Origin of the sequence: Candidatus Nitrospira nitrosa (assembly GCF_001458735.1) — a bacterium.
Taxonomy (GTDB): Bacteria; Nitrospirota; Nitrospiria; order Nitrospirales; family Nitrospiraceae; genus Nitrospira_D; species Nitrospira_D nitrosa.
This window is the reverse complement of sequence record NZ_CZQA01000009.1, coordinates 452,104-464,150: the sequence shown is the minus strand read 5'-3', so window position 1 is coordinate 464,150 and position 12,047 is coordinate 452,104. Positions and strand designations below refer to the sequence as shown.

Here is a 12,047-nt window from a genome sequence, read left to right as displayed (position 1 = left end):
TCCTTTCTAGAAAGACCTGTGCCCAGGCTGAGGACATTCAGCTGACACGGACTCATTTGGGTTCGATTTCGCCTGCTCCTGTGACTCGCATGCCGGAAGGGCAATGTAGAATTGAGACCCTGCCCCAGGCTGACTCTCGACCCAGATCCGGCCATGGTGCATCGTCACATAGGTCTTGGTGATCCAAAGTCCAAGTTGAGCACCTTGTGATGAGGGCATCGCCGACGGCACCTTGGAGAACTCTTCAAAGATATTCGGGAGGTGCCTCTCATCGATGCCGCAACCGGTATCAGCTACACACACCTGAACGACGCCTGGTGATGAGGCACAAGGTTCAACGCATACATGACCACCGGGCGGAGTAAACTTGATGGCGTTGCCGATCAGATTCACGAAGATTTGTTCCAGTTTGTCGCGATCCCCCAGAACCGGCGGTAGGGATCCGATGGGGACAACCACCAACGAGACATTCTTTTCAGAAGCCACCGTCTGCAAGCTGTCTACGGCTATCGTGGCGATGTGATGGAGACAGACGGTTTCCAAGCGCAAATCGACTCGTTTGGTGTCCAGACGTGACCAGTCGAGCAACTGGGCGATGATTCTGCTAAGTCGTGCCACATTGTGCTGAACCCGCGTGAGATAGGTTCGCTGGAGGTCAGTCAACGGACCGGTGACACCGTCCAGCATGTTCTCTGCAAAACTCCGAATTGCGGTCATGGGTGTCCGTAGCTCATGGGAAACGACAGACAGAAACTTCGATCGACGCCGATCATGCTCCTGAAGTTGGATATTGGCCTGAGAGAGTTCCTCGGTGCGCTGTCCAATGCGTTCTTCCAGATGCTGAGTCAGCTCGGCCAGGTTAGCGTAAGCCGTGGCATTGTCAATGGCTGCTGCGACATGGCCAGCGATAGTCAATAAGATGTGGAGATCTTCTTCATCACATTGATGAGTATCACGACCTCCTGCTAGAAAACCGAGAATCTTGGCTTGACTCTGAAGCGGTACGATGACAACCGATTTTGTGCCGGAACGCCGTAACAGATCAAGGAGCGGCGGATAGAAACGTGGAGCCATAGTTTCTATGTCCTGAATCAGGAATGGCTTGTGGTCAAAGAGGAGATCGGCGGTGATGCTTCCTTCATAGACAGGGATATGCACTTGACGCGCAGCGTTAGCAATTGCAGGGGAAGCTCCGAAGACTTGGGCAACGGAGCAGCAATTTGTCTCCGGGTGGTAGAGGAGAACCGCCATCTTTGAAAATCCGAGATTTTCCGAAAGGAGCTGGAGCACCGTCTCAATCAGCCGCTCCATATCCATGACACTGGTGCTTGCAATGGCGGTGCTGGCCTGATGGACGGCGGTCAATTGCCGGACTTGCTGTCGTATGGTGTCGATATTCCTGGTAATTGCCTGGTTACGGTCACGCAAGGATTGCGTCATCAAGTTGAATGCATGGGTGAGCTGTCCGACTTCATCATGGTGTGAGGAGACAGGCAAGCCTGTAGTGTCCTCACCTTCAGCAAGTTTACGAGTGGCTGCTGCAAGGCTGCGCAGCGGGGTCGTGATGCGGGAGGTCAGCAAATAGATGATGAGGATGCCGGTTGCAATGATGAAGATGGTCAGGATGAGGACGTTGCGCACAATGAGCGCCAATGCCGCCTTCGCTTGGCCATCCGTGATCCCAATACGGACAATGCCCACCACCGAGGATTGTGTGGCGGGTGATGGAGCCCTCCGTCTGTCCTCAAGCTCGATAGATGGTGAGGATAAGGGAGTGACATCTCGCAAGATCGGCATGGTGAAATCAAAGAGCGTTTCTTCCCGAATCAGGAAGGGGAGGAACCAGTCCGAGGATGTCTGTTGAGGAATCAATCTCTTCTGGTCTGACGACCACACGAAGCGCGTGATCAACGGAGTCGTCAACGGGATATCAGTCAACGATTCAGACAGTCTGTCGTCCGGGTAGATCGGTGAAGGCGAGGCACGCGATAAGTTGCGAGCGGGATCCTGCGAGCGTTTACTTTGTCTACTGAGTAGACGACCGTCAGATCCCGTGATGATGACATACACCACGTGGTCGATGGTCATCAGACTCTGGAGGAATTGATCGAGGGTGCTGCGGTCCTCTAAGACGATCCCAGCCACTCGGAAATGATCATTACGTATGGTAGCGGTGAGAAGAATGGTCCCCATTTCTTCTAAGCTTGTGGTCATCGCCTGGTGCCTGGTTTCAAGAAAATACCAGCTTAAAGTCGAGCAGGTGATGATGAGGATCAGGCTGAATAATAATACGAACTTAATGCGCAGGCCGAACGCGCGGCGTGGCCCTGGTGGAGAAGCTTCGGGCTGGTCCTGGTGAGAAGGGTACATGACGGGTCGCTCAATAGGTTTCGTCGATGAGAGGCTCAACCTCTTTTGGGATCGTGATGCCTAGGTAGCGAGCTGTTTTCTGATTCACGGTGATATGGATTCGCTGGACCGACACAGGTTTGAGCGTCATCATCGGTTCGCCGTTCAGAATGCGTTTTGCCAAACGACCGGTCTCGCGGCCGACTTCGCTGTAGTCCACCGACAAGCTGAGTAGGGCTCCCAGACGTGTAAACTCAGTAGAAAAAGCGATAACAGGAACTTGTTTGGCGACTGCGGATTCCAGGATAAAGCGGATAGATTCGTCCGTCAGCACTGTTGGGTCGGGAACGAGCCATAGGGCCTCGGATTCGGACAAGAGGGTGCGCAGCTGATGGGGGATGTCTTTTTCCTGTGTGACGGGAAACCCGCGGATCTGAAAGTCTTGGGCAGGTGCCCGCATCTCGGCCTCTTTCAGTTTTGGCAAGGTTTTCTCGGGGTCATAGAGCATGCCGATGCGATGCAGGGTCGGTAAGAACGAGCGCATAATCTTCAACTGGCGATCGGATGGAATTTCCAGCAACACACCCGTCATATTGCCGGCAGTGAGGTGATGTTTGAACGGGTCGAGAATCATCATGTAGAGAATCGGAATATGATCGATTTCAAGCTTGGCCGCCAAGGCGGCCTTCAATCCAACGGCCACGACTAGCGAGGACTCCGACGTACGGATTCGCTTTGCCAGCTGCTTGCCTCGCTCCAGGTCGCCAAGAAGATCGTACTCAGCAAATATGGCGGATCCTGGTGACGTGGCCTTGAACCCATCAATTGCATCGTTATACCCCTTGAGGTCAGATGACTTCAGAATGGTGATCTCGAGACCGGCAGCCTCAAGATCTGTCTGAGGTAGCCAGAGTAGAGCCGCAAACACGAGCGCCATCCGCAGTCCAAATCGGATAGGGAACGGGAGTTCTGTTCGGTGTAGGCCGGCCGTACGCGTCATGGTGGCGTGACCACGGTGGATCTTAGCGCGTGCGGTAGACAACGGATCAAGTAATTACCTGGACTCATGAAAACTGATCACGTTAAGTCCACTGCTCATGACAGTTCAGGGTGCTGCAGTCTGTCCGACGGATCATTCTCAACGTGGGGGAGCTCCTTCTGTTGAAGGCAATTGCTGGTTGTCTCATCGGCGTTGCCTGGTGCTGCAGCGGGGATTACCCCTTGTGTGGAAGTAGAGCAATCGTTATGCCGTCGGTTCAGGAGAAAATGATTGGCACTGAAGCACAGATATTCATGCAAATTTTTGATTGGTTGCCTGGATTGTGATGATGGGTAAGTCGCTACGTGGTGTATCATAATAGATTCATGCTGAATCCAAAAGGATTCAACTGGTGAAATCTACTGGATCTGTGGCCAGGGTTGCTCATCTTGCCTTTGTTTGAATAGAGCTGAGGTCCCAATCGGCTACGCCGTTGAGGCCGACTTGTCTCAAAAGCGCAGCACGGAGTCGTCGAAGTGCAGGGTCCGTTGGGTTCTTCTCGATCAGTGAGCATACACAGCCCATCGCATCATACCAGAGTCCGATTGTGGCATTCGTACGAACGCTATCCTGGTCACAGGTCATCTTGGGCGAGATGGTCACAATGCATTCGCTGAATTCACATCGTTCGATCATCCCCCCGGCGACGATATCCGAGGCGTGTGATGCGGAATCTGGGCTGGCCGACACAAACCAGCGGTATTGAACATTCGGTTCCAGTGTCAAGCCTAAGGTCTTGAGGTCGATGGTGTGCACACCGGCCGCCGGTGGCGTTGAAAGAGGGCCTTCGTAGATAGGGCGGACTTTTCTATCATCCGTAATAGTGAATTTCAACGGATAGGAGGTTGGTTTCGACAGAAACCAATTCAGAGTTGGGGTTTGTTTCACCGTCAGACCGATATGGTCTGGTACCAGCGCCACGATTTCTGCATCAGCCGTGTCCTTTCCGCGCAGCGCGCCACCCACTCGGGCGCGGGGGAGGACATTTTTCGGTGGGGCATAGATCGGCAGCTGCAGGTTTTCTTGTGGCCCTGTTATTGGCATTGGCGGATGGTCCGCAGCTGTCACTCCTGTGGCCGAGCTGATCAGGCTCAGGGACAGGCCAATTCCAACGAGCGTAGAGGGGCAGCGGAGTTTCATGACAGCTCCTTCCCAGCTTCAATCGATCGATAGTGCGCGTCGAGTGATTGCGCACAATCCTCAATTAGAGCCAGTTATTCATCAATAAAAACGGCGACCAATAAGCCGGATGGCCATAGATCCTGTCGTCCAAGAGTTTCTGTTGGGCACGCTGGAGCGCGACGGCTTTGGAGAGAGCGGGATCGCGCAGTTGTCGATAAAATTCAGAGATCAGGGTTGCTGAGGCCTCATCGTTGATGAACCACAGTGTGGCAAGTGCACTGCGAGCCCCGGCCTTCAGCGCCACGCCGGCCAACCCGAGCGCCGCACGGTCATCGCCGATACCGGTTTGGCAGGCACTAAGGGTCAACAATTCAAGCGGCTCTTGTCTGAACCGAAAGAGGCCGATTAGTTGATCGAGTGTCTGCATGGTCAGTTTCCCGTCAAAGGTCAAAAGATATGAATCGTTCACGTCGGTCGAGAACTTGCCGTGGGTCGCAATATGGAGACCTCCATACTTTCCTTCACGCAATTCCCGTTCCAGTCTGGATGTTTGAAAGGCGTTGTTCAGGAGTTGGTCGCTCTTGTAAAGCTGTTGAATGGACTCAACTTCGTTCGCCACATAGGGTAGAGCAGGGAAGCCTTGTACCGCAGTGGTAAGGCCGGCGGTGAGAAAGCGGAGTTTGTCTCGATTGAGTGGGCGTGGATCGGTTAATGTCAGACCAGGTGTCATCGCGAGTGCAAATTTGCTGACCAGGAATGAGGTTCCATCGTGCAGTGCCGCTAACGGAATCGTCCGCAGGGCGCTGTCCGGGACGATGACCAGCGTCGAGATGTTCAGTTGCGATAGGTCGGTCTCGAGGGGCCGGATCAGCCAGTCATAGAGCTGTTGAGCATGCGGCAGATATTCACGCGTGGTACGCTTTTCCACCAGTCGACGAAAGGCACGAATTTCTTGAGTCAATTGGTCTGCAGATACCGGGACCGAGATGCGTTTCAAGCCCGAGGGTAGGCTCATGAGCAATTCCAGGCGGGAATTGAACATGATCGGATAGACGACGGCCGTATCCGCTGATATGCGATCGAAGGTCGTCAATCGCGAACGAACGGCATCGACACACTCATCCTTGAAATAGTCCCGCAGCTCCGCGGTCTTGTAGGCTTCAATTGCGTCCCGAGCGGCGCGTAGGTCGACATCAACAGCGGTGATGTCGTCGGTCAACGAGGCACGTTGCAACAATAAGTCGGCCAGCTCAAAAAACAGAGGTTTCACGGTATCCTGCTCACCAACGACACCATCGGAAGAAGCCTGTGTCAGCTCCGCGCGAATCGGTTGGAGCGTCAGTGTCGCCTGCCGGTATGAGGCGATCGCCTGGTCAAGTTGTCCGATCGTCGCCAGCTGACGGCCAAGTTGCCATTGCCAGCGATAGAGTGACTCCGGCGCATCCACCGATTGCGCGGCGAATACCGCTCGCCTGGTGAGTTGTAGCGCTTCATCCAGACGAAATGAGGTTTCATACAGCTGCCCAAGGTACCCCAGGGCATAGGAGAGCGTCCGTTTGTCGCCCAGGCGCTCTGCGATGGTGGAGGATTCCTGGAGTGCGCCAGCCGTGCGCAACAAGAGCGCATCATGTTCTTTGGGGAGATGAGGCAGCAATCTCTGGTAGGTCACCGCGACTCCGATCAGGCCGAGGGCGGTTTGTCTGGATGGCGGCGTTACCTCTTGTAATTGTTCTAGTGCGGCGTCGAGGGTTAGGCGGCTATTGGTCGCCTGCTTCAGTCGCAACCATGCCCGCGCGGCGTTCGTGCGGGCGGTTGCCGCGAGGAGAGGAAGCCCGACGCTCTGTGCATGGGTCACGCTCTCCTGAAAGGTATCGAGAGCGTTCTGATCCTGCTGCTGGAGGACCAGGAGGATGCCGAGATCGTTCAATGTGGCCGCAAGGAGCGGCGAAGAATTCTGCTTGCGCCCGAGGGCTGCCGCTTGCAGGAGAAATTCGGATGCCTGAGGTAATTGCCGCATCGTTAAGTAGGTCCGTCCCAAGTGTCCGAGGATGGGGGCTTCCACAAGGGGGTCACCGCTCTTCTGTGCCAGCCCCAATGCAAGTTCCAGAGACTGAAGAGCCTGTTTGGATTGTCCTAATCCCAAGGAAGCCTGGGATGAGAGAATCAGGGCCTCGACCTGTGCCGGGGTATTGCCGGAACTTTTGTAGAGTTCTGCTGCCCGTTTCCAATGAGACAAGGCGGTACCAAAAGCGCCTCGTTCAAATTCCCGGGCGCCTTCTTTCATCGATGAGCCAGCAGGGGAGGACACCTCATGGGATTCTGATTGCGTCGCAGTGAGCAATGGAATCGCCATCAAGAACAAGCAACACATGGCATGTCGAATGGAAGGAAGAAACGATTGCATGGGTGTCAACATGGAGCCTCTTGTCAAAAGACTTGGACGACCGCCTGAAGGTGGATGCCATGATCCTGAAGGTTGCCGGCGGGATGCGGGACATGATTGAGCGGCACACCCCAATAGAGTTCAAACCGTGCCCGGTCTTTCGGTAACACCGTCCAGCGGAGCCCCAACCCCACACTGGCCAAAGTTTGCGGATCCTCGGTTTTTCCCTTGGCCTGCCAGGTCCGACCGACATCGACGAATTGCGCGAACTGCAAGAGAGGCTCACCACTGGCATACCGGAGCAACGGAAATCGAGATTCAATTGAAAAGTGAAAGCCATTGTCGCGAATCAGCGTATTTTCACGATAGCCGCGGACGCTGAATCGTCCGCCGAGAGGAATTTGTTCCAATGGAAAGAGCCGATCATTAGCCAGTTGCAGGTTGAGCTGTCCCAGGAGCTGCATGCCCCACCAGTCGTCGAATCGCCTGATCCCCTGGAGTTGTCCCAGCCAGGAAAAGAAGCGTCCGTCGGGTAGGGGAAGCCCACGGTCTGAGACACCGGAATTGGTAGTGGCATTCAACACGTCCAGGCCCACTGAGAAGCGGGAGCGAGCGGCGATCACCGACGTCGAGGTACGATGCACATATTCCTGCACAAAGCGGAGGGCACTCACGGCGCTGACTCCGGTGTCCGATGAGCCATTGATGAACGACGAGGGCAAGCCAGGTTCATCGAAGATCGACGTCACTTTGTTATAGAGCCGTTCGCCGGTAATGGCGACGGCCAGTTCATCGGTGAGGGTGCGATAAATTGGATGGCGGAGCGTGAATCCGATAATTTCCGATGTGGAGTTGAGGTTCAGTGTGCGGAACTGGCTCTCAACGACCACAAAGTCGTTCCGACGGTAGGACGCCGTGAAGGTTGTATCGTAGCGATTGATCGGAATCGTGTACGATACATCGATAACCGGGTGGACTCCTCGTGAACCGCCGTAGGTGATGCTTAACGGATCACCATGTCCGGTCACATTTTGATGGGCGACCGTCAGCAAGCCGCGCTCGGCTCCGACTGCGGGTGTCTGATAGTTGCTGAATTCCGCCCACATCTTCCAGGGACTTTGTTCCTTCACGTTGACGTGGAGAATGCTTTCGCCGCGTCGGTCGCCCGGACGGAGTTCTGCATTGATCCGTTCGATTCGGGGGTCTTGCTGGAGTAATTGCAGTCGTGTTTGAAGCGGTTCCATCTGGAGCGGCGGACCGGCTCCGAGTGCCAGGCGATCGCTGAGTGTTCTCGGTCTGAACCAGTTATTTCCTTCGATGTCGATCCGGGACAGGGCACCCTCAATGATCTGGATCTGAATCACGCCATCGACGACGTCTTGATCGGGAATGACGGCGCCGGAGGTGATATAGCCTTTGTTCACATAGAGGAGCGTGAGTGCCAGTCGCAGTCGTTCCAGGTCCTCAGTGCTGAGGACCTGGTTGTAGTAGGGTTTCGTGACGGTTTCAATCTCCGCATCTGAAAAGACGGTATTGCCTGTTACCTGGATGGATTTGACCAAAACTTGGATCTGGCCGAGTTGAGTCTGTGTCTCGCCGTCCGGCGGAGTAGTCGGCACTGATGGAAGGACCGGGCTCGGCGGAGGAATTGAGGGCGGGATGAATTTCTTCTTGAGTGGGCCGGAAGGCTCTCCCGATCGGAGTGTCGGATCGAAGACCGGAGGGAGTACTTGAGCCAATAGGGGTGTCGATGTTGTCAGGACCATCGTCAAGAGAATCCCTGACAGTAAGACGGAGATGTGATGACGACGTCGGTTGTGGCGCACCGAACCGACTGCGCTGATCCTCATGAGGGACAGCCCGTGGCCCCGGTCGCAAATGTTCGAACTAGGAATCCAGGCGGGGTCAGCCGTCGTAGTGAGAGTACTCGAGACTTGTTCGAGTGTGCGGCTATGACTAGTGAAGAATCAATATTCTGATTCCGTGCCATGAGTCGGGAGGCATGCGCTGTGTCCTCTCCGGTCCAATGCTCCATAGAAACCGGGCTGCTGAGCCATCCGATGGGTTCGCCTGGAAGCGCATCTCGTCCGGCAAGAAGAAATGTGCTCTGTTCTCCCCCGGCTAAGGCCACACAGCGATTTTGCAACAGGACTTGAGGTGGACTCGTCTTCGACACGAGCTGACCGACGGTCCCGCTCAGATTCGATGTGGGGGATTGAATCGTTACCCGTCCATTGAGCCCGAATGGTGTCGATGCATCGACGCGGCTTGATTGATCCGCGATGAAGACTGGTGTGGTGATTGAGATGTCTCCGCCCGTGCCGCGATTCGCCTGTGCGAGAATGTCGCTATTCTGAAGCAGGACAACCTTCGGGTCGATGGTGATGTTGCCTCCACTGCCCGCGCCTCCGAGCACGGAGGTGCTGATCTCGCTGTCCACGACTCGCACGCGGTCTATGGCTTGAATATTTATGTCCCCACCTTGGGCCTGGTTGGATTCTGTTGTGATTGAGCTCCTACTTGTGCCTGTCCCTATGACATCGAGTTGCTGGCCTGCATTGATTGAGATACTGCCTGCGTCGGCTGGTCCCGTGCTACGAGCGGTGATTGAAGCGCCGTTCTGAATGGTGACGGATTGACCAGCAGTGAGTGCAATGTTGCCACCGGATCCAGTACCGGAGGTCTCTCCTGAGATGCTGCCCTTGTTTTGTATTACTATTGAGTTAGAAGAGACTGACAGGTTGCCGCCGGTACCCGCATTGGTGGTTTTTGTAAAAACGCCGCTGTTACTGCCATCGATCAAGAATGAACTTGCGGGACCCTGCAAGCCTTGAACCGTGACGGTTCCTGCGTTGCCTGAACCAGTTGAAGAGGCTGTAATAGTTGAACCTCCACTGATGCTGATGTCATTCGTCTTCACTAATATGTTGCCGGCATTGCCTGGACCACTGGTGCTGGCTGTGATTAAGGCGTTGTTAGTCAGTGTCACATGATCTGTCGCGGTTACGGTGATGGAGCCGCCAGATGCTTTCGAACTGATGCCGGTTGTTTCTGCCGATATTTTGCCCTCATTCTGGAGGGTGACTGAGGCACCTTTCATGACAATATCACCTGCGGTGCCGGTCCCTTCAGTACTGGTAAAGATGCCGCTTCCCGATCCATTGATAGTTATCAAAGTACCTGGATTTCGGTAACCCTCGACATTGACAACTCCACCATGGCCTGATGGAATTTCTCTCTTGGAACCGACAAAGCTCTTGCTCGAAAGTATTCCGCCGTCCATAAGTTGTAGATTGTCTGTAAAGACACGCAAGTGACCTCCATTGCCGGTACTGATGGTATCAGTGTAGAGACCGCTGTGGACTTTGCTGGAACTGTCTTTACCAGCAATAAAAACGGCTGGAGATTTGATGATTAAGTCTGCTGCGGTGGCAGATGTAAATGCTTCTGTGTTGATGAAAGAACCACTAGCAAGGCTGAGTTGACCATCCAAGGCGATTGAAATATTCCCAGGGGCCTGTGTGCTTGTTCCGGTATTATCACCCCCAATTTTAGATCCCTCTCGAAGGTGCAGATTATATGCTTGGATCTGAATATCTCCAAGTGTGCCAGTACCACTCGCTCGACTCGCTATGCTGGAGTTAGTAAGACTAATATCTCCATGCGGTGCATGAAATGTGATGTTGCCCGTATCCCCACTACCATTAACATCCTGGAATACAGTGGATTTGGTAAGAGTTATATTTCCTTGATTGCTACTAATTGTAACGTTGCCAGCACGCCCGGATGAGTGTGATGAGAAGGAACCTACGTTTTCACTAGAGTCTATATTGATATCTCCTTGTGCATTTATAGTAATATGACCGGCGTGATCCCTTGTTAACGTTTCCGTTAAGACTTGACCGTTGTTCGTGATCTGTAGGGAAGTGGCATCAAGTGAGATATTGCCGGTATGTGTGAAGAGCATCGAATCATCAATGACCAGACGACCTCCTCGAATGTGAATTGTGCCGTCACGGCCGCTGGTATCGATTATTGACTGTTTCAAGATTGTCACTGTTCCTAGTGCCTCAAAAGACTGCTTGGCGATATTTACAGCAGGGGTAAGTGTTCTGGCCAAAATCTCACCAGGAGAAGCCACGCTAGCTATATACACTTGCTTCCCCGGTGCTGAGGGAAGGAGAGGATCTAGAGCAGGATTGTTTGGAAGCTTGCCGGACTCAATGGTCATATCTCCCCCAATAAGGGAAATTGCTTGGCCAGCCTGAACGGTCAACGTACTTCCTTGAACTGCGATGGCTGCTGGATTGGCAGTTAGAAATCCGAAGGCCACGACTGGGGCACTCGTCAAAATATGTGAGGTTGTTGAGTTTGCATGGAAGATTCCAGCATTCGACCCATCGGCTTCTGCGAGTCGCATGTAGTTCGCAGTTGTAAAGGCTACGGAGCCCCCTACATTTAAAACAGCATTAGGCCCAAAGACAATTCCGGCTGGATTCATCAAAAAGAGAGTTGCTTTCGGATAACTCATAGTATCGATGGTGCCAAAGATATTTGAAGGACTTCCACCAGTGACCTGACTCAGAATGTTGTTGGTGGGAAGTGCTGGCGTCGTGTTCAGAAACAGCGCCGTATCGCCATGCCCCACGCTAAATTGTTTAAAGCTATGGAAGAGATTTGTCCCGCCACCTTGATCAGATCTTGTTCCTCCAGTGATTTGAATTGTATGGGTATTCTGTGGAGTGGCCACGGTGCCGAGATTTCCTTCACCCGTGGTCGGTGTTATGGCCGTGGTTATTTGAGCGAGAGTGAATGGTGCTTCGGCGAGTGGTCCTAGAAATCCTAAGATGAGTATCACGACAAGATTTCTTGTCCTAGTAGCAGTCTGAAGAGTAATGTAACCCATCGGACAATTCAGATCCTTGGCGACCATTAGTTACATACGCAGTTCTTGGGACGACTCATGCAGCTGCCGTCCGGGTTCTTGTCACAGCTCTGCGACCGAGAGGGGCCCGTGGGTGGAGAATTGGTTTCTCTCTCCGGCCCGCACGTAGCATCGACTTTCACCTCTATTAAGGGTTTACATGCAGGTAGGATCATGAGACACACCAACGATAGTGCCAATCCAGAACCGATCTGAAACCATCTACGCTC

6 protein-coding genes are annotated in these 12,047 nt (G+C 53.7%); all 6 read right to left on the bottom strand.

Annotated features, from left to right (window positions below; genetic code table 11):
* Positions 1-6 precede the first annotated feature (6 nt).
* On the bottom strand, positions 7-2,370 hold the full coding sequence (locus COMA1_RS14180) for an ATP-binding protein (RefSeq protein WP_090749626.1): 2,364 nt from the start codon (positions 2,368-2,370) through the stop codon (positions 7-9).
* Positions 2,371-2,380: 10 nt separating this feature from the next.
* Positions 2,381-3,349, bottom strand: coding sequence for an ABC transporter substrate-binding protein (locus COMA1_RS14175; RefSeq protein WP_090749624.1), 969 nt, complete (start codon positions 3,347-3,349; stop codon positions 2,381-2,383).
* A gap of 423 nt (positions 3,350-3,772) precedes the next feature.
* Complete coding sequence (locus COMA1_RS14165) at positions 3,773-4,528, bottom strand: DUF928 domain-containing protein (RefSeq protein WP_090749621.1); 756 nt, start codon at positions 4,526-4,528, stop codon at positions 3,773-3,775.
* A gap of 64 nt (positions 4,529-4,592) precedes the next feature.
* Positions 4,593-6,926, bottom strand: coding sequence for a CHAT domain-containing protein (locus COMA1_RS14160; protein ID WP_090749619.1), 2,334 nt, complete (start codon positions 6,924-6,926; stop codon positions 4,593-4,595).
* 11 nt (positions 6,927-6,937) lie between these two features.
* Entirely contained in the window at positions 6,938-8,743 is a 1,806-nt protein-coding gene (locus COMA1_RS14155) for a ShlB/FhaC/HecB family hemolysin secretion/activation protein (protein ID WP_090749617.1), read from the bottom strand.
* On the bottom strand, positions 8,740-11,751 hold the full coding sequence (locus COMA1_RS14150; RefSeq protein ID WP_176698072.1) for a two-partner secretion domain-containing protein: 3,012 nt from the start codon (positions 11,749-11,751) through the stop codon (positions 8,740-8,742). Before COMA1_RS14150 ends, COMA1_RS14155 begins: the two co-directional genes overlap by 4 nt.
* Positions 11,752-12,047: the final 296 nt, after the last annotated feature.

What these genes read in the sequence shown, in the direction of transcription:
- COMA1_RS14180 (WP_090749626.1), bottom strand. Translation starts at nt 2,370, where the DNA reads ATGTACCCTTCTCACCAGGACCAGCCCGAAGCTTCTCCACCAGGGCCA.
- COMA1_RS14175 (WP_090749624.1), bottom strand. Translation starts at nt 3,349, where the DNA reads ATGACGCGTACGGCCGGCCTACACCGAACAGAACTCCCGTTCCCTATC.
- COMA1_RS14165 (WP_090749621.1), bottom strand. Translation starts at nt 4,528, where the DNA reads ATGAAACTCCGCTGCCCCTCTACGCTCGTTGGAATTGGCCTGTCCCTG.
- COMA1_RS14160 (WP_090749619.1), bottom strand. Translation starts at nt 6,926, where the DNA reads ATGTTGACACCCATGCAATCGTTTCTTCCTTCCATTCGACATGCCATG.
- COMA1_RS14155 (WP_090749617.1), bottom strand. Translation starts at nt 8,743, where the DNA reads ATGAGGATCAGCGCAGTCGGTTCGGTGCGCCACAACCGACGTCGTCAT.